Raw genomic sequence first — 20,349 nt, 5'->3', positions numbered from 1 at the left:
TCGCGCGCAACGGCACAGGGGCGCACTCACCGCCATGCGCGGCAAGTGCGCCCATACGGAGACAACCCATGAGCATTGCCGCAGTCCACCCGCAGGACGCCGCCGCGCTGGAGCCCAGCGTTGTGCGCAAGGTCTCACGGCGCATCACGCCGTTCATCATCGTCCTGTATTTCCTGAGTTTTTTGAACCGCGTGAACGTCGGCTTCGCTGGGCTCACGATGAATCACGACATCGGGCTCACGCAAGCCATGTTTGGCGTGGGCGCGGGGATTTTCTTCGTCGGCTATATTGCGGCGGGGATGCCGTCCAACCTTGCATTGCAGCGCGTTGGCGCGCGCAGATGGATCGCACTGCTGATGGTTGCATGGGGTCTGCTTTCCGCAGCCACGGCATTCGTTACAGGCCCGTACAGCTTCTATACGCTGCGCTTCGTGCTCGGTCTCGCTGAAGCGGGCTTCTTTCCCGGCATCATTCTCTATCTGAGCTTCTGGTTTCCCGCGCGCCACCGTGCGTTCGTCACGGCGATGTTCATGACCGCCGCGCCGCTCTCGAACATGATCGGCTCGCCCATTTCCGGCGCGCTCATGAACCTGGAAGGCGTGGCGCACCTGCACGGATGGCAGTGGCTCTTCCTCATGGAAGGCGCGCCGACCGTGCTGCTCGGTATCATTTCGTACTTCTATTTGACTGACCGGCCCGAGGACGCACAGTGGCTCGCGCCCGCCGAGCGCCAGTGGCTTAGCGCCGAAATGCGGCGCGAACGCGAAGCGAAAGCGGCACAGAGCAAGTCGAGCGTGTGGGGCGCAGTGAAGGACCCGCGCGTGCTGCTGCTCGCGCTCGTCTATGCGGGCACTTCGACCGGACTATACGCCATTGGCATCTGGGCGCCGATGATCATCCACCGCTTCGGCTTCAGCTACTTCGAACTGGGTATCGTGAACGCGATTCCGAACCTGTTCGCGGTGGTGACGATGGTGCTCTGGGCGCGCAACTCGGACCGCACGAACGAGCGCCGCCTGCACGTTGCGATTGCGTGTCTCGCGGCCGGCATCGGCATGCTGATGTCCGGTCACGCCGCCAATGTCATTGTGCTGATCGTCGGGCTCTCGATCGCGAACTTCGGCATCAACGCGGCGAAGCCGCCGCTCTGGAGCATGCCCACGCAGTTTCTCTCGGGCTCTGCTGCCGCCGCGGGCATTGCGCTCATCAACGCGATGGGCAGCCTCATCGGCGGCACGATCGGCCCGATGGTGATTGGCCGGTTGCGCGACCTGAGCGGCGACTATTCACTGGGGCTGTATTTCGTCAGCGCCACGCTGCTTGTTTCGGCCGTGCTTGCTTATGCGTTCGGACTGCGTGCCCGGCGCGCGGCGGTTCGCGTAAGCCAGTAATCTGGGCCGGCCCTCGCTGCTTGCGGCGAGGGCCAGAAGAGGCACTGTACGGTTCGGAGAGCTTGAAACGCGCGATACGCGATAATTGCCCTTTATCGATTCCCGCATCTCTCGTATGTCGACGCCTGAACCGGTCTCTTCCGGGCACTCGTGGTGGGGCGTGCTCGTCCTGGCGCTTTCGGCCTTTATTTTCAACACGACCGAGTTCGTGCCCGTTGCGCTGCTGAGTGCCATTGGCGACAGCCTTAACATGCAGCCGACCGACGTCGGCCTCATGCTGACGATCTACGCGTGGACGGTGGCCGTGGCGTCGCTGCCCTTGATGCTGCTCACACGCAACGTCGAACGCCGCAAGCTGCTGACCTGGATATTCGGGCTCTTCATCGTCAGCCATATCGTGACCGGCGTGGCGTGGAATTTCACGGTGCTGATGGTGGGCCGCGTCGGTATTGCATTTGCGCACGCGATATTCTGGTCGATCTCCGTTTCGCTGGTGGTGAGGCTCGCGCCGCCCGGCAACAAGAGCCGTGCGCTCGCCATGCTCGGCATGGGCACATCGATCGCGATGGTGGCGGGCATTCCGCTTGGGCGCGTGATTGGCGAGACGCTGGGCTGGCGGCAGACTTTCTTCGTCATCGCGGGCGCGGCGGCGGTTGCGCTGCTGATGTTGCGCATGTGGCTGCCCGCCTTGCCGAGCCAGCAAACGGGCTCGTTCAGCAGCGTACCCGTGCTGTTCAGAAAGCCGATGCTGGCCTCGCTTTATCTGCTGACGATACTCGTCGTGACCGCGCACTTCACGTCGTATACGTATATCGAGCCGTTCATTCACACCGTGGGTCACGAAAGCAGTCAGCGCATCACCTATATCCTGATCCTGTTCGGCGGTGCCGGCATTCCAGCGGCCATTTGCTTCAATCGCCTTTACCCGCGCGATCCCGCGCAATTCCTGCAAGCGGCTGTGATTGCCGTGTGCGTATGCCTGCTCGTCCTGTTTCCCGCTGCGTTGAGCATCGTCACGTTGTCGGTTCATACGCTGGTCTGGGGCGGCGCGATCGTTTCTTTTGGCCTTGCGATGCAGGCATGGGTGCTCAAACTCGCGCCGGAAGCCACGGACCTCGCGGTCTCGATCTATTCCGGGCTCTATAACGTGGGGATCGGCGCGGGCGCGCTACTGGGCAACCATATCGCCAACGGCTTTGGCGTGTCGTGGGTCGGCTCGTTCGGCGGCGTGGTGGGCGGCCTTGGGGCAGCGGTGTGCTGGCTCGCATTGCGCATGTATGCGCGGGCGCATCCTTCGGACCATTGAAGCGCGGTTTTGCAAGTTGCGGATCGATGGCCGTTTACCCAGACCGGACATTTCGGCGTGGAGGCGGCGCGAAGTCGGACTACTATTGCACTGCTGGCCGCGTAAAGGCCGCTTGACTTAGCCAGGCGCCGGGCTGGAATCTTCCGATTGAGTAAGGGATACCCATGTTTACTCTCGCAGTGTGCGCGGAGATGGTCTTTCGTGACTTGCCGGTGATCGAGCGCGTTAGGCGTATCAGCGAACTGGGCTTCGAGGTCGAGATCTGGGACTGGACCCGGCACGATATCGGCGCGCTGGCGCATAGCGGCGCGAAGTTTTCGTCGATGACGGGCTATATAGAAGGCGACCTGATTACCGAGCGTGGCGCCGATGCGCTTGTGCGCACGGCCGGGCAATCGATCGAAGTGGCGAAGCGCCTTGCGTGCCCACGCCTGAACCTGCACGGCACCGGGCTCGATAGCAACGGTTTGCCCGTTATACCGGTACCGGTCGTGAGCGGCGAAATGTGGCTGGCCGCGCAGAAAACGCTTGCCCGCGTTGCCGAACTGGGCGCGCGGCACGACGTGGTGTTTTGCCTGGAAAACCTCAACACTGAAGTCGATCATCCGGGCGTGCCGTTCGCGCAAGCCGCCGACACGCTGGCGCTCATCAAGGCCGTCGACAATCCGCATCTGCGGTTGAATCTCGATCTCTATCACGCGCAGATCGGCGAGGGCAATCTGATCGAACTCGTGCGTCGTGCCGCGTCTTATATCGGCGAGATCCAGGTGGCCGACGTGCCTGGGCGCAAGGAGCCCGGCACCGGCGAGATTCACTATCCTGCGATCGCACGTGCGCTTGCCGCGCTCGACTATCGCGGCACGATCGGCCTCGAAGCCTGGGCGAGCGGCGACACCGAACTCGCGCTCCAGCGCTTTCGTGAGGCGTTCACATTGGCGTAGCGGGAGGCGCTTCGTCTTCTGCGCGCGGAAACGTCAGCACCACGGCGAACCCACCCGCGGAGGGAAACGCAAAGTTCACGCGGCCGCCGTGCGCCTTCATCACCGCTTGTACGATGGCGAGCCCAAGGCCGGAGCCCGTCGTGCGCTCCGCGCCTTCCTGGCCGATGCGCTCGAACGGACGCAACGCGGCGTCCCAGTGTTCGCGCGCAATGCCGCTGCCGTTGTCGGTCACGGTCAGCGTGACAGCCTCCAGCGAAGCGTTCACGGTCACGACGATATCGTCGGCCTTGCCGTGCAGCAGCGCGTTGTGCAGCACGTTCGACAGCGCTTCCTGCAGGCTCACGGCGTCGCCCGCGATCCACACTTGCGGCGCGCTGCTTTCGAACGCCACCTTCACGTCGCGTTCGTCGGCGAGCGGGATCGTGCGGCCCAACACTTCTCTCGCGAGCTTCGCCAGGTCCACGCGCTGCAACGGCACCACTTCCGTGCGATGAATCACCATGGCGTGATTGAGCAACTGGCCGGTGAGCCGGCCCACGTCCGAGCAGGTGGCGCGCAACGCTTCGAGCCGTGCAGCGTGGCGCGCGGGGTCGGACTCGGTGCTGAGCAATTCGATTTGCGCGTCGAGCCGCGCGATCGGTGTGCGCATCTGATGCGCGGCGTCGGCGATAAAGCGCTGCATGGCCGTCATGCGTTCCGCGAGGCGCCCGATCAGTCCGTTGATCGCGCCGATCAGCGCGTTGATCTCGCTCGGCGTGTCATGCGAAACGGGCCGCAGGTCGGCGGGGTCGCGCGCGGCGATGATTTGCTCGATTTGCGCGAGCGGGCGCAGACCGCGCCGGATCGCGAGGCCGCTCGCGCCAATGGCGAGCACGCTCATCAGCAGAATCAGCGTCCAGACCTTGAAGCTCATGTCGTTCGTGAGCTGCTGGCGCGCATGCGTGGTTTGCGCGACCGTAACGAGGGCCCAGCCGGGCGGCCGCGCGTCGGGCATGTAGCGCCCGATGGTGGCCGTGCGCACGCGCTCACCCTGGTAACGCCCATTCGCGAATGTCGGACCCTGACGCGCACTCATCGTGTTGGCCGGACCGGGAAGGTCGCCATAACCCGCTACCACGAGGCCGCGCGCATCGATCACCTTGTAGTAGACGATGTCGTAGCGCGAGAGCGTGGAGAGCGCGGCCACGGGCGGATTGAGCGCGAGCACGCCGCCCTGCACATAGAGATTCTCGGCGACCTGGATGGTTGCGCCCGCAAGCAGTTGATCGTAGGCGCGCTCGGAAGCGACGCCCGCGTAATAGCGCGCGATGCCCGCGAGCGCCGCCGCGCCCGACGCCACCACGAGTGCGATGAAGAGCAGCGTGCGGCCGAGCAGCGTTTTGGGGAACCAGTCAAAGCGCGGCAATTTGATATCCCATGCCGCGCGCGGTGCGAATTTCGACCGAGCTGCCTTGTAGTTTTTTGCGCAAGCGCGTGACGTACTGCTCGACCGCGTTCGCGGTCGGCTCGTTGCCATAGCTGAACAACTGGTTCAGCAGTTCCTCTTTCGGGAAGATGCGTTGCGGACGGCTCGCGAGGATTTCGAGCAATGCGAATTCCTGACGCGAGAGCGAAAGCGGTTTGCCATCGAGTTCGGCGAGCCGGCTGCTGCGGTCGATCGCAAGACCGCCGAGCCTCACGACATCGTTCGCGTGCCCGCTGTTGCGGCGCAGGAGCGCCTGCACGCGTGCTTCGAGTTCGCGATAGTCGAACGGCTTGACGAGGTAGTCGTCGGCGCCGAGTCCCAGCCCGCTCACGCGATCGTCGATGGCCGAGCGCGCGGTGAGAAGCAGCACCGGCGTGGTGGAGCCCGCCGCGCGCAGGTTGCGCAGGATCGCGAAGCCGTCCATGGCGGGAAGCATCACGTCGAGCACGACCAGGTCGAAGCGCTCGACGCCTAGCAGGCTGTTCGCCGTGGCGCCGTTCGCTTCGAGGTCCACCGCGTGACCGAGGCGTGTGAGGCGGCTGCGGACCGCCGCGCCGATTTCCGCGTCGTCCTCTACCACCAGAATGCGCATGATGCCGTTCCTGCCGAAATCTTCATGGGTGCGATTGCGGGTTTTCCCGAGGTCTGCCAGCTGTGTTTTCTCAGCATTTTCTCAGACTCGCCCGGTAATCTCGCGAACCATGGAAGATGCAGCGACGTGATTACGACACGAACCACCGGAGACGGCAAGATGCGCATGCAGTCGCCGAGGCGGCGCGCACTCGTTGCGGCCGGGCTTGGCGCGGCGGCGTTCGCCGCAGGGCTCGCGCCTGCCTGGGTGCGGGCCACGCCGCGCACGGTGCGCATTTCGAAGGGCTACGGCCTGCTGTATCTGCCGCTGCTCGTGATGGAGAAGATGCGGCTCTTCGAGCGCCACGCCGCCCGTCAGGGGCTTGCGGACGTCAGCGTGGAGTGGCTGAGGCTCGACGGCGGCAATTCCGTCGACGACGCCATGATGGCCGGCACGCTCGACTTCGCCGCCGTGGGCGCGCCCGGTTTCATCGAACTGTGGGCGCGGGCGCGCGGCATACCGAACGTCGAGGTGATCGGCATTAGCGGCCTTTCGGCCACGGCGCTCTCGCTGAACACGAACCGGCCGCGGATCGCGACGCTGCGCGACTTCACGCCCGCTGACCGCATTGCGGTGCCGGGCATTCGCACCTCGCTTTCCGCCGTCGTGCTGCAAATGGTGGCGAGCAAGCTGCTTGGCGCGCAGCACTTCGCGCAGCTCGATTCGATCACCGTGGGTTTGCCACATCCGCAGGCCATGCAGTCGCTGATGCGGCGCGAGGGCGGCATTACCGCCCATTTCGCATCGCCGCCATTTTCAACACTCGAATTGCAGCAGCCGGGCATCCACCGCGTGGTCAATTCCGTTGACGTGCTCGGGCCGCTTACGCTCGACGTGGTATTCGCGCCCAAGCGCCTCGTCGATACGGAACCGGCGCTCGTACGCGCGTTCCTTCATGCGCTGGACGAGGCGAACCGGATGATCGCGCAGGACAAAGCGGCCGCGGCACAGATCTATGTCGATTCGTCGGGCTTCGGGGCATCGCGCGAGCACGTGGTGCAGACGCTCGCCGCGCCGGAGTCGCGCTTTTCGGTCTGGCCCGAGCAGCTGATGGAGTACGTGGACTTTCTGTCCATGGTGGGCACGATCAAGGCGAAACCGCGCACATGGAACGACATGTTCGTGCCGATGCTCGGGGACTTCCGTCCGTCTTAGGCAGTCGCACAGGCAACATACAAATAAACGTAGGAGAACAGAGTGAATCCAGATAAAACCGTCGATCAACAGTCCGCCGAAGAGCGGGATGTCATGTCGAAGATCGCGCGCCGCCTGATGCCGATCCTCGTGGTGATGTTCCTGATCTCCTTCATCGACCGGCAGAACGTCGGCTTCGCAAAGCTGCAGATGGTGCACAGCCTCAACATGACCGAAACGGCATTCGGTCTGGCGTCGTCGCTTTTCTTCATCGGCTATCTGCTATTCGAAGTGCCCAGCACGCTCGCGCTGCATCGCTACGGCGCGCGCGTGTGGCTCGCGCGCATCATGCTCACTTGGGGCTTGATTACGGTGCTGATGGGCTTCACCACCTCGATGAAGGTGTTCTGCGGCCTGCGCCTTGCGCTGGGCGTGGCCGAAGCCGGCTTCTATCCGGGCGTGATTTATTACCTCACGCTGTGGTTTCCGCAGAGCTACCGCGCGCGCGTGCTCGGCATCTTCACGCTGGGCAGCGCGCTCGCGAACATGCTGGGCTCGCTCGTGGGCGGCTGGCTGCTGAGCCTCAACGGCGTATGGGGCTTGGCCGGCTGGCAGTGGGTGTTCATCGCCACGGGCCTGCCCGCCGTGCTGGTCGGCATTGCCGTGTTCAGGCTGCTGCCGGCGTCGTACCAGGAAGCGCGCTTCCTCAATGAGCGCGAAAAACAGATCGTGGCGGCCGCGCACGAGCGCGAGAAGCCCGAGCATGCCGAACACGCACAGCCCTGGAAGGCGCTGCTCGATCCGCGCGTGATGCTGTTCGCGGCGACCTACATGCTGATGTCGACGTCGCTGTATGGCGTGACTTACTGGCTGCCCACGCTCGTGAAGTCGTTTGGCGTGTCGAGCAGCGTGAACGGGCTGTTGAGCATGCTGCCGTGGGCACTGGCGGTCTTGCTGCTGCTGTGGCTGCCTTCGAAGCTGCGCCGCGCAAAAAGCATTCTTCGAACGATGGCGATCGTCGCTGCGCTGGGGACGCTCAGCTTCCTGTTGAGTCTGCTGCTGCCTTCCACGCCGCTGCGTTTTATCGCGCTCGTACTCGGCGGCGCGTGCATTCCGCTGCTGTACCCGTGCTTCTGGTCGATGCCGCCGCGCTACTTCACCGGCGCGCGGGCGGCGGCGAGCGTGGCGGCCATCAACTCGATCGGCAATCTCGGCGGCTTCTTTGGCCAGAACCTCATGCCGCTCGCAGGCAAGCTCACGGGCACTGCATTCGGACCGATGATCGTGCCGATCGTGTGCCTCGCGGTGCTCGGTCTCGGCGTCGTGGTGGCGTGGGGACGTTCCGGGCGTGCGATGGAGGGGGTGCCCGCGTGAGCCTGGCTTGACCCTTATTTGATGGCGGTGGCGGCATGCGTGCGCGGATAGACGTGTGCCGCGCGCGCGAAACACGTCGACTAGTCTTCCTGCCGCTTCGTGCCGATCACTCCCACGTTCACGAGATCTCGACCCCATTTATTTCATGATTGGCGTAATTCGGCGGCAATCATCGACCTTTTCGTTTGAAGGCGCGTGCGATTGTTAATGCAGCCGCAACACTGAATTCGTTCTATTGGCATGGACTTTCGATAGAACGATCCTAAACTGCTACCTCATGTCACGGCGGCCCTGACGGCCGCGGTGCAGGCAAAGCGAAGCTTCTGAAGCTGGCGGACGTGGACAATCCGGCGCGCGATCGCGCCCGATCCTGCCCCTGCGACGCACAGGCGTTTCGCCCAGTTTCGACGCTCGAACATGAGGTGGTGTGATGTTCCAAATTCTCGAAGGTGCCTCGGTCATTGCGGCCGTCATCCTGTATCTGATTCCTTCCATCGAAGCCGACGCGCGCGGGCACAAGGACGCGTTTGCGATCACGATGGTCAACATCCTGCTCGGCTGGACGGTCGTTGGCTGGTTCGCGGCGCGCGCCTGGGCGCATAGCCGCAACGAACAGCGGCGGTTGCCGCGCGCGGCGAAGCGGGTGCTTCACACAGCCGGGCGCGTGACGACGCAGAACCTCATGCAGCATGCGAAGTTGCGTATGGCGCTGGAGTCCCGCAAGGCGGTGGCCAAGCGCAGCGCGGAGGTGGTGTATTCATGAGCGCGTCGGAACAGTTTGGCGGCGGCGCGAAGTGGCCGTCGCGTATCACGCAGTCGTTGCCCAAAGTATTGGTTTCACTTGCCGCCGCTTGCACGGTGCTCGCCGGATGCGCATCGGCGAGCAATGTCACTACGGCGGATCGGCAGGACACGTTCGTCGTTTCTGCCTCGGCGTCCGGCGGGCGCCTGGCCTGGGCACGCGCCCACAAACGCGCCGTGACCGCGGCGTCCGACTATTGCGAGACTCGCGGCATGCAGGCGAGCCTCGGCATCGAACAAATGGACGGCTTCGAGGCGCTGCAGCAGCAGGCTTCCACGATCCGTTTCGAGTGCCATCCGAAGCTTTGAGGCGCTCGCTACCTTAGCGAATCACAATAGTCTCCGTGCGCGGCCCATACCATTTCGTGACTTCGGAATGGGCGGTCAATCTGGACGACTTCAGAATCGGGCTCGTGACGCGATACAGCCGGTCCGGGTCGGGGCCGTACATGTACAGATACCCGTCGTTGCCATCGACGTGAATTTCGGTTTCGCCGAGTTCGCCGGCGTCCGCGCGCTTGATCGCGCCTGCCAGCCGCTGTTCGAGCGCGTGGATCTGCGCGCGGTCTTTCGGGTAGTAGTCGAAGTGGACCATCATGGCCGGTCCGGGCGGCTTTTGTGCGGGTTCGGCCGCGACAGTGCCTGCGCAAAACGCGATGCATAAAAGCGCAGCGTGCGTTGTTCTTGTCGACATGGATGGTTTTCGTCAGCGAGATATGACGCGATTATCGACGAAGTGGGGCGTCGCCTGACGACTCCCGATAATCGAATCTTCTAAATCTTCCCTATTGCCTCAAGCCTGGCGATTTTCAGATTTGCGTCTGAGTCGTTTGGCGGGGCTAGCATGCGCTGCGCCTCACACATCTAAACGATGCTACTCATACCGCTCGAGATGAGGTGCGCAGCGGTGACACCTTCACGCCGCGGTCGCATTTAGGCGATGCGACAAGGCGAGTTCCGTCGCGATACTCCATGATGGCGAGGCCGCCTTCGCCGCCGCCTTGGCCAGCGCCTACGATCGTATGCAACTCGTCGATGAACAAAATGAGTTCATCTTGCTTGGCCGTCACCTCGTCGATCAATTGCTTTGCGCTCTTCGAATTCACCGCGGTATTTCGCGCCGGCGACCATCGAGTTGATATTGACTTCCACGAGGCGTTTCCTCAGGTACGTCACCGTTGACCACGCGCTGCGCGAGTCCTTCGATAATCGCGGTCTTGCCCACGGCCGGTTCGCCGATGAGCACAGGATTGTTCTTCTTGCGGCGCCCGAGCACCTCAATCGTGCTTTCGATTTCCTGAGCGCGGCCGAGCACCGGGTCGAGCTTGCCCTGGCGCGCGAGCGCAGTGAGGTATCGACAGAGACTTGCGCTCGCCGTTCTCGGTCACAACGACTCGCGCGACAGCGGGGCGAGCGTGGCAGATATCGCAGAGTGTAGGCGTGATCGAAGCACCTTTATCCGTTTGAAGTTGTCCTGAAGAAGTCAGCGTGTGCCGGCCCTGCCTCTGAATAGGCAAGCGGAACCGACGCTTCGCTTGTCAGCATCCAGAAAGTGAATGCTTTGCGCAGGTACAGTCTGATCGTCGTGTCCGGTTGATCGAGTCAGCCGATGGAATGGTCTTCGCTGCGATGGAGTTCATAGTCGCCCGCAAGCAGCGCCGATATCAGACGAGAGCGCGAGGGAAGCCAAAAAGGGACAATTTGACGATTGAATTTTATTGTTGGATTCGGCGGATGTGAACCTCTGCCCATCCGATACGTTATATCGGGGAGATTCGGGTCGATCTTATTGTGCGTGCGATATCAGGTATCGGATTGACAAGAAGAAACCGATCTTTTCGTTTTGCAGTTTGGATGTACGATTTCCCAAACCTGGAGACAGATACGTCGTATCAGGTAAAGCCGGTGCCACGAAGAACCGGGCTTTTCAACGCCAAACCGGGCGGCGCCTTTTTTTTTGCAATCCAGGGCGTGACGATTACAGCGAGCTAACGGAGGCGTTATGAACGGCGTGATTGGCGGATGCATCGGTGGCGCGGGGCGAAGCAAGCGCCGCTCGATCCCGTCTTCGGTCCGGACCTGATCACGATCGAACGGTTGATTGAATGCTTCAGCGAAGAAGATGGTCTCGTTGTACTGCGCGTCGTTCCCGTATCGACTCGCGGCCCTTACGAACTATCGCTCTATTCGGAGCATGGAATGTTCGTATTAATGCTCAGCACGATGTTGGGAGACGATAGTGCGATCGTCGATATACTCTCGATGCATGGTCTTGATCTTGACGTCGTCAGCGTGCCGGGCGACGCATTTCCACGCCGCGCTGTGACACACGATTTTGCAGTGGTGCGAAGGGCCTTCCGTACGATTTCCGAGCTTGGCACACAGATCACGCACGGGAATCACGGCCGATAAATACGGTGGGGCACGTTGCCGGGTCCGACGCTGATCCAACCGCTCTTTCGGGGGTTCAATGATGAAAGTTGATAACGAAGCGAGTGCGCGTGTTGAAGAACGAAAAAAGACCGGCCCGCATCTGACCACGCATGAGCATGTGGGGCTGAACGGCAGGATTGCCGTCGCTATCACTAATGTTGTCGGAACGATGTGGTGCGCCTACGTTTTTGCAGCGATTGCGCTTGTGAGCTTGCCGTCGGCTATCCAGGGTGGCGTTTCGACTCTGGTCGCGTGGGTCGCACAGACATTTTTGCAGCTCGTACTGTTATCGGTAATCATGGTCGGCCAGAAGGTGGCGGCTGCGGCATCGGATAAGCAGGCCTTGCAGACCTACAAGGACGCCGAGGCACTTCTGAAGCTGCAGGACGAGATGCGTAAGCTCATTGAAGTCAACAATACGCTAACCGAAGCCATTCATCGCGCGGTACTGGAAATGCGAACCTCGACGACGGGACAGCCGTCCGCGTTGGGGGATACACGGCCATCAACGTGAATGGCAATGGAGGCAGCGCATGGTTCCGACCGAAAGTATGACGTGCTACGGCTTTCAGATAACGGCGCAATCCCGCGAGAACGAGCGGGGTGGCTGGATCGCGCACGTGGAGATTCGTCACGCTGGCCGTTTGTTTGCTACGTGTAGCCCGGACACCGTGCAACCGGAATGGTTGACGCAGGCAGAGGCCAATCGTGACGGCATGGAGCGCGCCTGCAAATTCATCGGCCGCATAAAAAATGACCTTCAGGATCGGTCGTGGGTAGCCGTTCGCGAGCATGCTGAACGCTGGTTCTTCAGGCTTGAATGCACTCAGGAAGCGGAGCAGATCGTTCGCGAACTGAATGCACTTTGATGTAACTAACGACTGTTCAAGATAGCCAACAGAGGATCGGCGTTTCGATTTCACTATTGGGCCAGTGCCTCCGAGAGGTAGCTCCTGAGTGTGTCGACGATTCTGCGAACCCGTACCGAAATTGGACGCTGCGGCTGGATAAGCAGGTTCAGTGCCAGTGCAGGCACTTCATACTTCGGCAGCACCCGCACCAGCTCGCCTGTCTCGAGGGCGTGCTTGACGGCCGGTGCTTCGAGCACGCCGAGCCCGAGTCCTGACAAAACCATTTCATACATCGGGCGCCAATGCGTGGTCTTGATCATTGTCTGAATCGGAACGCTGTCGATGGGCGCACCATCTCGCGAGAGTGGTAGCAGGTCCGCGTCGAAAGAGCCCTTCACGCGAATCAGGTTGTGTCCTGTGAGATCCGCCAGATCGTCGATCGCGTCGTGCCGCTTCAGATAGTCCGGCGAAGCGACTAGCACGCGCTCGATCTCACCAATCGGCCAGGCGATGTACGCACCGTCGCCTGGCTGTCCGAGACGAAACGAGATGTCGACGCCCTCGGTGACAAGGTCGGTGATCTTGTCGTTGAGCACGAGTTCGATGTCGATGCGCGGATAGTTTTCACGGATTCGCTTCACGCCCTCGGGCAGAAGCGTTTCGCCGAAGCAGTGTGGCGCTGCAATACGAATCGCGCCCTTCACTGCCTGCTCGTCGTTCGACACTTCGGCCACGGCTTGCTCCACGGCGCCTAGCACGGCTTTGCTGCGTTCATGAAAGATGATCCCCTCAGGCGTGCACTTGAAAGCGCGTGCGTTGCGTTGCAGCAGGCGACATCCGAGGTACTTTTCGAGCCGCTCGATGCGCTCACTCACGGCCGGCTGGCCGATGTCCAGGTCCCTTGCTGCGCCCGAGATGCTCCCTCTTTCGACCACTCTCACGTAAATTCGCATGGCCTCCAGCAGGTTCACCATGCGTTCCTTGCCGTGGCCAGCCGTATTCGCGGTGCGTCCTTCAGTAAATGGCGTTGACATACGATTCCTCTCATTGCTTTAACTCCGATTCTTGCGTCGCGCCTTGCAGAGGCGACGTGGCGATGGGGTAAGAGTAAGAGGAGTCATTCATGCGCGGAGCGCACAAATCGCGCTCGCTGAGTAGAGTACAGTTTTGATGCGGCGCGTACGGCGTGAACACATAGATAACAGTTGACGTTCCGGCGAGAGTCGAACTGTTATGGAAGCCTGTGGAGTGATTCGATCCTGGAAGCAAACCAAAGAGAGGGGCGTCATTCCGGATACGCTTTCCTGTGAACACTGCCGCCATAACCGCTTACGACATTGTCCACAACAAAGGGGGAGGGTTCCTCCGCTTCGAGTATGACCGCAGCGGAGCCGGGCGTCAGCTTCGCCGAAATCGCGTTCACCAGTTCGCTGTCAAGCAACTCACGCAGCGCATGCCCGGTCAATCCTGCGCTTGCACCGACGACAAAGCCAAGAATCGAGCCGGCCGGGCCGCCCAGCAAACCGATGAGCGCGCCTGTCGCCGCGCCGATTGTCGTGCCCCAGAAGGACCGCGATTGCCGCTCGAGAACGGACAACTTTCCATTGGTACTCTTTTCTACCACGACGCCGCTGTGGATCATGAACCCTTGTCCTTTTTCTGCGTAGTCCTTGAAGTCCTGACACGCTTTTTCGGCGATAGCGGAATCATTGAAAACAGCGACGATTAAATTGTTGGCCATGGCACATTAACTCGGGTTCGGTTTCTATTCAGAGTAGGCGGTAGTCGAACGAAAATCTAGTGAGATTAAATTCCAATACATCGTATCGGAATGACGATGAATTTATCCCCGCTAACCGCAAGTAGAAATCGGAGAGAAAGGTAATGCTACGATTTCCTGCGAGAAATCTGGCTTCTCGCTACTGCTTATTCAAGTAAGCTGATAAGGGCGAACAGGTGCAACCGGATCGGGAACAGGGCATCCACACAGCTCGAGAACGGAGCGTTCAATATTGCGCGACATGGCGTCGAGTGCGAGCGCGTTGGGCGCCACGCTAAACGGATCGGCGACTTCACTCGCAATGGCTTCGAGCGCAATCAGCGTATACGCAATGAAAACGCACAGTAGCGGCGTAAAAAACTCCGTGGAATCCACCAGCCCAAAAGGCAGCAAAACGCAATAGGCGTAGACGGTACGATGCAGCAGCACGCTATATGCGAACGGAATTGGCGTCGAGGCGATACGCTCGCAGCCACCCAATGCCTTGCCCAATTCGTCGAGTTGTGCATCGAGCATCCATAACTTCGTATCGGGCGTATGAACGCGATGCTGAGGGATCGAGAGCTCGCGCCGCATTTCGTTGAGAATGGCCACCGGTCTATAGATCTGGCTGCACACCGTCTCAGCGTGCTCGCGGCCAAGAAGACGCTGAAGGTCCGTCGTGGGATCGGTGCCCCGCAATTCATGCTTGATCGCGTAAACGAATGCGACTATCTGCTGCGCGATGCGCAAGGTGTCAGCGCGTTCCGGAATGTAGCAAAGCATTTGCGAAGTCAGCGTGCGCGAAGCGATCAGCAAGTTGCCCCAAAGATGCCGCGCTTCGTTGAAGCGCTCGTAGCTGGCGTTATTTCGAAACGCCAGGAAGATAGCCAGTGCGACGCCGAACAGTGTGAAGGGCGCAGTGTTGAGCGGAATCTTTTCTCCAAACACTCGCCCGTGCGTGAAGACCGCAAGCGTACTCACGACTGCCATGAAGCACAGTTGGGGAATGATTGATGACAGAACCGATCCGTTCCAGACGAACAGCAGCCGGAACCAGTTTTCCCGTGGCCGGACGATCATGATGGTCTTTTATTATCTGGAGTATTGAAGCACGGTTGCCTGCTCATAGGGCACGCGCGATCACTTAGCGCTCTTCGCTGGCGCATGCGTAAGTCCTTCCGGTCTTGCCTGCGTCAGCGATTTCCATGCCCTTCAGTGATAGCCGTGGTCTCCTTCGCGAACCTTGCCCCGGAACACGCGATATTGCATGGCGTTGTAGACAATAATGATCGGCAGCACGATGACCGTGCCTACGAGGGCGAACAGCTGGCTCGAATGGCTGGACGACGCGTCCCAGATCGTGAGCGAGGGGGGCACGATGTACGGCCAGATGCTGATGATCAGTCCGGTATAGCCGAGAAAGCAGATCGCCAGCGAAAGCAGGAAGGGCATCGCTTCGTGGCTCCGGTTCAGCGAGCGGTAGATGCCCAACGTGCACAGCACCACGAGAATCGGCACCGGCAGGAACCAGCCGAGATTGCCGCTGAAGAACCAGCGCTGTCGCACGGCGGGCAGTCCGAGCACGGTCCAGAGGCTGACGATGGCAATCGCCAGGAGCAGCACGGCAAGGAGCGGACGCATCACCTGGCGCATCTTGCGTTGCAGCTCGCCGTCGGTCTTCAGGATCAGCCAGCCGCAACCAAGCGTCGCATACGTGAGCAATACGCCGAAACCGCAGAACACGCTAAACGGTGAGAACCAGTCGAACGGATCGCCCGCGAACTTGTCATCGACTATCTTGATGCCCTGCAAGAGCGATCCAAGCGTGACGCCCTGGCACATTGCGGCGAGCGCGGAACCACCGATAAACGCGAGATCCCACGCATGTTGCGTACGCGTGGCTTTCGCGCGCAACTCGAAGGCCGCGCCGCGAAAAATCAGGCCGACCACCATGAGAATGAGCGGCATGTAGTTGGCGGGCAGCAACGTCGAGTAGACCACGGGAAAGGCGCCATAAAGACCGGCGCCGCCCAGCACGAGGAAGGTTTCGTTTCCGTCCCACACCGGCGCGACGGTATTGAGCATCACCTCGCGTTCAACCTTGCCTTCGAAGAACGGAAACAGCAGGCCGATGCCCAGATCGAAGCCGTCGAGCATCACGTAGATGAAAACGCCGAGACCGATGATGGCGGCCCAGATCACAGGAAGATCGATTTGCATGGCCTCAGTCCCCCACTACAGCGTCGAGTGCACGATTGTGCAATCCCGGATACTTGAGCGATTCGACACTTTCGACCCCGGTAGCGGGTCCCTTTTTCATCATCTTGAGCATGTAATAGACGCCGGTTCCGAAGACGAGGAAATAGACGATCACGAAGATCAGCAGCGAAACGCCGGCTTGCTGCGCGCCGATGGGCGACACCGAATCGATTGTGCGCACGATGCCGTATACGGTCCATGGCTGCCTGCCCACTTCGGTCGTGATCCAGCCGGCCAGTAGCGCGAGGATTCCGGACGGTCCCATGCAGAATACGAACCACTGAAACCAACGCGCTTCATAAAGTCGCCCGCCGCGACGCAGAAAGAGTCCCACCACGGCGGTCAGCAGCATGAGCATGCCGAGCCCCGCCATGATGCGGAACGTCCAGAAAATGATTGGCGAGAACGGACGATCCTCGGGTGGAAACTCCTTGAGGCCGCGAATTTCGCCGTTCCAGCTATGTGTGAGAATCAGGCTGCCGAGATGCGGCACTCTGATCGCGAAACGTGTCACTTCCGCATTCATGTCCGGAAAGCCGACCAGATTGAGCGCGGTGCCGCCGTGCTCCGTTTCCCAGAGTCCTTCAATCGCGGCGATCTTCGCTGGTTGATACTCGCGTGTATTGAGACCGTGCGCGTCGCCGACCACAATCTGAATGGGTGCGAGAAACAGCAATATCCACAGCGCCATAGAGAAACTGCGCTTTACCGGCACGTCGCGCCGCCCCTGGAGCAAATGCCATGCGCCGCAGGCGGCCACGATGAAAGCGGCGACGATAAAGGCCGCAATGGTCATATGCGCGAGACGGAACGGGAACGAAGGATTGAAAATCACTTTCCACCAGTCCACAGGCACGATGCGGCCATTCAGGATCGCGTAGCCTTGGGGCGTTTGCATGAAGCTGTTCGACGAGAGAATCCAGAATGTCGAAATGAGCGTGCCGATCGCGACCATGAGCGTGGCGAAGAAATGCGCCTTCGGGCTCACACGACTCCAGCCGAACAGCATCACACCGAGAAAACCCGCCTCCAGGAAGAACGCAGTCAAGACTTCATAGGTCAGCAGCGGACCCGTGATATTGCCCGCAATCGTCGAGAATCCGCTCCAGTTCGTGCCGAACTCGTAAGCCATCACGACGCCGGAGACCACACCCATGCCGAATCCCACTGCGAATATTTTTGACCAGAAGCGGTACATGTCCTTATAGGCTGCATCGCCCGTGAGCAATAGGCGCCATTCGAGCACGGCGAGAAAGCTCGCCATGCCTATGCTGATCGCCGGGAACACAATATGAAACGAAACGGTAAATGCGAACTGCAGCCTGGCGAGATGAAATGCGTCGAAGATGTCCATGATTCTTTTGCGCTCCTGGTGACGATTGCATCTGCATGCCAGAGACATTCCGGCCGGGAAGGCGAGGCGCCCGCCCGGACTACCGGAACTGAACAAGACTAGGTTCCCGCCGCGCGCACCACACGCACGGGCACAGACTTATAGGAGGGTGTTCCACTCTCCTTGTCGATATAGTCAAGCGGAACAAGCACGTTGGCTTCCGGGTAATAAGCCGCTACGGAACCGCGCGCGATGCTATACACGATGGCGGTGATGTTCTTCAGCCGTAGTGTGCGGCCCGACGTGACCGTTTCGATATCGACAAGATCGCCGTGCTCGATGCCGTACGCGGCCATGTCGTCGCCGTTCATGAAGAGCACGTCGCGCCGCCCGAACACGCCGCGGTAGCGGTCATCCATTGCGTAAATTGTCGTGTTGTACTGATCATGGCTGCGGATCGTGATCAGCCGCAGCACGTTCTGGGCCCCCAGCACGTCGGCATCTTCCTTCACGCCTCCATAGACGGAGAATTCGGCCTTGCCCGATGGCGTGTGCCACCGGCGTTCGGTTGGCGGAAGCGGCAAGCGGAATCCGCCCGGAACGCGAATGCGTCGGTTGAAGTCCTCGAAGCCGGGCACGGTCTGCTCGATCAGATCGCGGATCTTGTCGTAGTCGGCGATAAGCTCCATCCACGCCACTTTCGAATTGGGCATCGTGGCGCGCGCCATGCCTGCAACGATAGCGGGTTCGGAGCGAAGCTGGTCGGAAGCAGGGGTGAGCTTGCCGGCCGAAGCGTGCACCATGGACATCGAATCTTCCACCGTGATGGACTGGCGTCCGCTGCTCTGCATATCGAGTTCCGTGCGACCGAGGCACGGAAACACATACGTCTCTTTCGAAACGAGCAGGTGCGTACGATTGAGCTTTGTGCCGATGTGGACGCCCAGGTCGAGCGCGGCCATTGCGGGGAACGACTGCTCGGAGTCGGGCAGCGCAACCGCGAAATTGCCTCCCAGGCACAGGAGCGCCTTGGCCTTGCCATCGATCATCGCTTGCATGGCTTGCACCGCGTCGTGACCGTGTCCGTCGGGCGGTGTGAATCCGCAGGCATTTTCGATGAGCTTGAGGAACGCTTTCGACGGCTTCTCGGTGATCCCAACGGTGCGATTGCCTTGCACATTCGAATGCCCGCGCAGCGGACAAATGCCGGCGCCGGGTTTGCCGAAATTGCCGCGCAACAATAGCAGATCCGCAATCAGGCGCACGTTGGCCGTGCCTTTATTGTGCTGGGTGACGCCCATGCCGTACGTGACGATCGTCGCGTTCGATTTCGCATAGGCGATCGCCACATGCTCGAGGTCGGGGCGTATGAGACCGCTGGCCTTCTCGATGTCTTCCCATGAGGTTGCTTCGAGATCCGCGGCGAAAGCGTCGAAGCCTTCGGTATGCTGCGCGATGAACGCCTTGTCGAGTACGCCGCCTTGCTCCGCCTCCATTTGCAGCAAGACTTTCATGACGCCCTTGAGCGCGGCCGCATCGCCGCCGGCGTCCAGCTGGAAGTAGGTGGACGCGATGCGGGTCGAACCGAACGTCGCCATTTCAATCATGCTTTGCGGATCGGCAAAACGCTCGAGTGCTCGCTCGCGTAATGGATTGAAGACGATGATCGGCACGTTGCGTCGCGAGGCTTCGTGCAAGGTGCCCATCATGCGCGGATGGTTCGTGCCCGGGTTGTGGCCGATGGAAATGATCAGCTCGGTCGAATCGAAATCTTCGAGCGAGACCGTTCCTTTTCCGATTCCGATCGATTGCGGCAGGCCAACGCTGGTCGGCTCGTGACACATGTTCGAGCAATCGGGGAAATTGTTCGTTCCGTACTCGCGCGCGAAAAGCTGATACAAAAACGCAGCCTCGTTGGACGCGCGCCCGGACGTATAGAACTCAACCTGATCCGGTGAGAGCGAGCGCAGGATTTCGCCGATGCGCGCGAAGGCGTCTTCCCAATCGACGGCGCGAAACGTGTCGCTTGCGCGGTCATAGACGAGCGGATGGGTGAGCCGTCCCATGTCTTCGAGCTCATAGTCCGTTTTCTGCAGCAGCGAGGTGACGGTGTTCGCAGCGAAGAATTCCGGTGTCACCCGTTTCGTCGTGGCTTCCCAGGTCACAGCCTTCGCACCGTTCTCGCAGAACTGGAAGGTGGAACGGTGCTCCTTGTCGGGCCATGCGCAGCCGGGGCAGTCGAAGCCATCGGGTTGATTGGTCCGCATCAGCGTGATGGGCGCCTCGATGCTTTCCATTTGATCGTGAATCGCCTGCGCGGTTGCTTTGAGTGCGCCCCATCCACCAGCCGGGCCAGTGTAGGGATGAACGCCGGGCACATCACGTAGTTTCGTCATGGGAAACTCCATTGGGTTTTCTACGCATGCAGCGCAAGGCCGGAGCAACGCCGCACCAGGACCGCACGGGTCTGAGGATTGTTGTCTGGTGTGTCACGGTTGATTTTAGGCAATCCCGAATTCGGAACAAGAATTAAATCTTCAAGTTCGAATTTTTATTTTCCCGTTATGTATATTTGAATATCTCGATCTTCGATCTTCAGCACGCACATTCGCGTGAGGGCTGTTGAAGCGAAGAGCGAATTGGCGTGCAAATTCTCTACTTCATTCTA

General features: G+C 60.6%; 19 protein-coding genes and 1 pseudogene. 10 read left to right on the top strand and 10 right to left on the bottom strand.

Going from position 1 to position 20,349, the window contains the following annotated elements; translation table 11 throughout:
* Window positions 1–68: 68 nt before the first annotated feature.
* The 3 genes from U5A58_RS06870 to U5A58_RS06860 all read left to right on the top strand — a co-directional run bounded on the left by U5A58_RS06870 (window position 69) and on the right by U5A58_RS06860 (window position 3,638).
* Window positions 69–1,391, top strand: coding sequence for an MFS transporter (locus U5A58_RS06870; protein WP_321960839.1), 1,323 nt, complete (start codon window positions 69–71; stop codon window positions 1,389–1,391).
* A 115-nt stretch (window positions 1,392–1,506) separates the two neighbouring features.
* The gene (locus U5A58_RS06865; protein ID WP_321936576.1) at window positions 1,507–2,697 is read left to right on the top strand and encodes a sugar transporter; all 1,191 of its coding nucleotides are present in this window, start codon (window positions 1,507–1,509) and stop codon (window positions 2,695–2,697) included.
* A 164-nt stretch (window positions 2,698–2,861) separates the two neighbouring features.
* Complete coding sequence (locus tag U5A58_RS06860; RefSeq protein ID WP_321960838.1) at window positions 2,862–3,638, top strand: TIM barrel protein; 777 nt, start codon at window positions 2,862–2,864, stop codon at window positions 3,636–3,638.
* Here the strand turns inward: U5A58_RS06860 and U5A58_RS06855 are convergent.
* Both U5A58_RS06855 and U5A58_RS06850 read right to left on the bottom strand, forming a co-directional pair.
* A complete protein-coding gene (locus U5A58_RS06855; RefSeq protein ID WP_321960837.1) occupies window positions 3,625–5,043 on the bottom strand; it encodes a sensor histidine kinase in 1,419 nt (472 codons plus the stop codon). The genes U5A58_RS06860 and U5A58_RS06855 overlap by 14 nt on opposite strands.
* Window positions 5,030–5,695 carry a response regulator transcription factor gene (locus tag U5A58_RS06850; protein ID WP_201696450.1) on the bottom strand — a complete coding sequence of 222 codons (666 nt, stop codon included), beginning with the start codon at window positions 5,693–5,695 and terminating at the stop codon, window positions 5,030–5,032. The genes U5A58_RS06855 and U5A58_RS06850 overlap by 14 nt, the downstream gene beginning before the upstream one ends.
* Before the next feature lie 165 nt (window positions 5,696–5,860).
* On the opposite strand from U5A58_RS06850, the gene U5A58_RS06845 reads away from it, so the two are divergent.
* The 4 genes from U5A58_RS06845 to U5A58_RS06830 all read left to right on the top strand — a co-directional run bounded on the left by U5A58_RS06845 (window position 5,861) and on the right by U5A58_RS06830 (window position 9,352).
* Window positions 5,861–6,889 (top strand): ABC transporter substrate-binding protein, encoded by a 1,029-nt coding sequence (locus U5A58_RS06845; protein WP_321960959.1) that lies wholly within the window; start codon window positions 5,861–5,863, stop codon window positions 6,887–6,889.
* A gap of 93 nt (window positions 6,890–6,982) precedes the next feature.
* A complete protein-coding gene (locus tag U5A58_RS06840) occupies window positions 6,983–8,242 on the top strand; it encodes an MFS transporter (RefSeq protein WP_321936607.1) in 1,260 nt (419 codons plus the stop codon).
* A gap of 430 nt (window positions 8,243–8,672) precedes the next feature.
* On the top strand, window positions 8,673–9,005 hold the full coding sequence (locus U5A58_RS06835; RefSeq protein WP_321960836.1) for a superinfection immunity protein: 333 nt from the start codon (window positions 8,673–8,675) through the stop codon (window positions 9,003–9,005).
* Window positions 9,002–9,352 carry a hypothetical protein gene (locus tag U5A58_RS06830; protein WP_321960835.1) on the top strand — a complete coding sequence of 117 codons (351 nt, stop codon included), beginning with the start codon at window positions 9,002–9,004 and terminating at the stop codon, window positions 9,350–9,352. Before U5A58_RS06835 ends, U5A58_RS06830 begins: the two co-directional genes overlap by 4 nt.
* A 13-nt stretch (window positions 9,353–9,365) precedes the next feature.
* Here the strand turns inward: U5A58_RS06830 and U5A58_RS06825 are convergent, their stop codons facing one another.
* Together U5A58_RS06825 and U5A58_RS06820 are read right to left on the bottom strand one after the other, a co-directional pair.
* On the bottom strand, window positions 9,366–9,737 hold the full coding sequence (locus U5A58_RS06825) for a hypothetical protein (RefSeq protein ID WP_321960834.1): 372 nt from the start codon (window positions 9,735–9,737) through the stop codon (window positions 9,366–9,368).
* Between the two features lie 280 nt (window positions 9,738–10,017).
* Window positions 10,018–10,400: pseudogene (locus U5A58_RS06820) on the bottom strand (AAA family ATPase); the annotation flags it as partial.
* A gap of 665 nt (window positions 10,401–11,065) precedes the next feature.
* On the opposite strand from U5A58_RS06820, the gene U5A58_RS06810 reads away from it, so the two are divergent.
* Genes U5A58_RS06810 through U5A58_RS06800 form a run of 3 tightly spaced genes read left to right on the top strand, consistent with a single transcriptional unit; the run spans window position 11,066 to window position 12,345 of the window.
* Entirely contained in the window at window positions 11,066–11,455 is a 390-nt protein-coding gene (locus tag U5A58_RS06810; RefSeq protein ID WP_321960833.1) for a DUF6911 family protein, read from the top strand.
* A 58-nt stretch (window positions 11,456–11,513) separates the two neighbouring features.
* Window positions 11,514–11,990 carry a hypothetical protein gene (locus tag U5A58_RS06805; protein WP_321960832.1) on the top strand — a complete coding sequence of 159 codons (477 nt, stop codon included), beginning with the start codon at window positions 11,514–11,516 and terminating at the stop codon, window positions 11,988–11,990.
* Between the two features lie 19 nt (window positions 11,991–12,009).
* Window positions 12,010–12,345, top strand: coding sequence for a DUF6566 family protein (locus tag U5A58_RS06800; protein WP_321960831.1), 336 nt, complete (start codon window positions 12,010–12,012; stop codon window positions 12,343–12,345).
* A 53-nt stretch (window positions 12,346–12,398) separates the two neighbouring features.
* Here the strand turns inward: U5A58_RS06800 and U5A58_RS06795 are convergent, their stop codons facing one another.
* From U5A58_RS06795 to U5A58_RS06770, 6 genes are all read right to left on the bottom strand, one after another.
* Window positions 12,399–13,298: a LysR family transcriptional regulator gene (locus tag U5A58_RS06795; protein WP_321960958.1), complete on the bottom strand. Its 900-nt coding sequence runs from the start codon at window positions 13,296–13,298 to the stop codon at window positions 12,399–12,401.
* Between the two features lie 314 nt (window positions 13,299–13,612).
* Window positions 13,613–14,068 (bottom strand): DUF1269 domain-containing protein, encoded by a 456-nt coding sequence (locus tag U5A58_RS06790; protein WP_321960830.1) that lies wholly within the window; start codon window positions 14,066–14,068, stop codon window positions 13,613–13,615.
* A gap of 189 nt (window positions 14,069–14,257) precedes the next feature.
* Window positions 14,258–15,169, bottom strand: a complete 912-nt coding sequence (locus tag U5A58_RS06785; protein ID WP_321960829.1) for a bestrophin family protein — start codon at window positions 15,167–15,169, stop codon at window positions 14,258–14,260.
* Between the two features lie 132 nt (window positions 15,170–15,301).
* Window positions 15,302–16,309, bottom strand: a complete 1,008-nt coding sequence (gene cydB / locus U5A58_RS06780; RefSeq protein ID WP_321910180.1) for a cytochrome d ubiquinol oxidase subunit II — start codon at window positions 16,307–16,309, stop codon at window positions 15,302–15,304.
* Between the two features lie 4 nt (window positions 16,310–16,313).
* On the bottom strand, window positions 16,314–17,702 hold the full coding sequence (locus U5A58_RS06775) for a cytochrome ubiquinol oxidase subunit I (protein WP_321910179.1): 1,389 nt from the start codon (window positions 17,700–17,702) through the stop codon (window positions 16,314–16,316).
* Between the two features lie 98 nt (window positions 17,703–17,800).
* Entirely contained in the window at window positions 17,801–20,077 is a 2,277-nt protein-coding gene (locus U5A58_RS06770; protein WP_321960828.1) for an FdhF/YdeP family oxidoreductase, read from the bottom strand.
* Window positions 20,078–20,349: the final 272 nt, after the last annotated feature.

It is taken from the genome of Paraburkholderia sp. J7 (assembly GCF_905220155.1).
GTDB lineage: Bacteria > Pseudomonadota > Gammaproteobacteria > Burkholderiales > Burkholderiaceae > Paraburkholderia.
This window is presented reverse-complemented; position numbering and strand designations above follow the sequence as displayed.

Coding starts and splice junctions, on each gene's coding strand:
- U5A58_RS06870 (WP_321960839.1), top strand. CDS start 69: ATGAGCATTGCCGCAGTCCACCCGCAGGACGCCGCCGCGCTGGAGCCC.
- U5A58_RS06865 (WP_321936576.1), top strand. CDS start 1,507: ATGTCGACGCCTGAACCGGTCTCTTCCGGGCACTCGTGGTGGGGCGTG.
- U5A58_RS06860 (WP_321960838.1), top strand. CDS start 2,862: ATGTTTACTCTCGCAGTGTGCGCGGAGATGGTCTTTCGTGACTTGCCG.
- U5A58_RS06850 (WP_201696450.1), bottom strand. CDS start 5,695: ATGCGCATTCTGGTGGTAGAGGACGACGCGGAAATCGGCGCGGCGGTC.
- U5A58_RS06845 (WP_321960959.1), top strand. CDS start 5,861: ATGCAGTCGCCGAGGCGGCGCGCACTCGTTGCGGCCGGGCTTGGCGCG.
- U5A58_RS06840 (WP_321936607.1), top strand. CDS start 6,983: ATGTCGAAGATCGCGCGCCGCCTGATGCCGATCCTCGTGGTGATGTTC.
- U5A58_RS06835 (WP_321960836.1), top strand. CDS start 8,673: ATGTTCCAAATTCTCGAAGGTGCCTCGGTCATTGCGGCCGTCATCCTG.
- U5A58_RS06830 (WP_321960835.1), top strand. CDS start 9,002: ATGAGCGCGTCGGAACAGTTTGGCGGCGGCGCGAAGTGGCCGTCGCGT.
- U5A58_RS06825 (WP_321960834.1), bottom strand. CDS start 9,737: ATGTCGACAAGAACAACGCACGCTGCGCTTTTATGCATCGCGTTTTGC.
- U5A58_RS06810 (WP_321960833.1), top strand. CDS start 11,066: ATGCATCGGTGGCGCGGGGCGAAGCAAGCGCCGCTCGATCCCGTCTTC.
- U5A58_RS06805 (WP_321960832.1), top strand. CDS start 11,514: ATGATGAAAGTTGATAACGAAGCGAGTGCGCGTGTTGAAGAACGAAAA.
- U5A58_RS06800 (WP_321960831.1), top strand. CDS start 12,010: ATGGTTCCGACCGAAAGTATGACGTGCTACGGCTTTCAGATAACGGCG.
- U5A58_RS06790 (WP_321960830.1), bottom strand. CDS start 14,068: ATGGCCAACAATTTAATCGTCGCTGTTTTCAATGATTCCGCTATCGCC.
- U5A58_RS06785 (WP_321960829.1), bottom strand. CDS start 15,169: ATGATCGTCCGGCCACGGGAAAACTGGTTCCGGCTGCTGTTCGTCTGG.
- cydB (WP_321910180.1), bottom strand. CDS start 16,309: ATGCAAATCGATCTTCCTGTGATCTGGGCCGCCATCATCGGTCTCGGC.
- U5A58_RS06775 (WP_321910179.1), bottom strand. CDS start 17,702: ATGGACATCTTCGACGCATTTCATCTCGCCAGGCTGCAGTTCGCATTT.
- U5A58_RS06770 (WP_321960828.1), bottom strand. CDS start 20,077: ATGACGAAACTACGTGATGTGCCCGGCGTTCATCCCTACACTGGCCCG.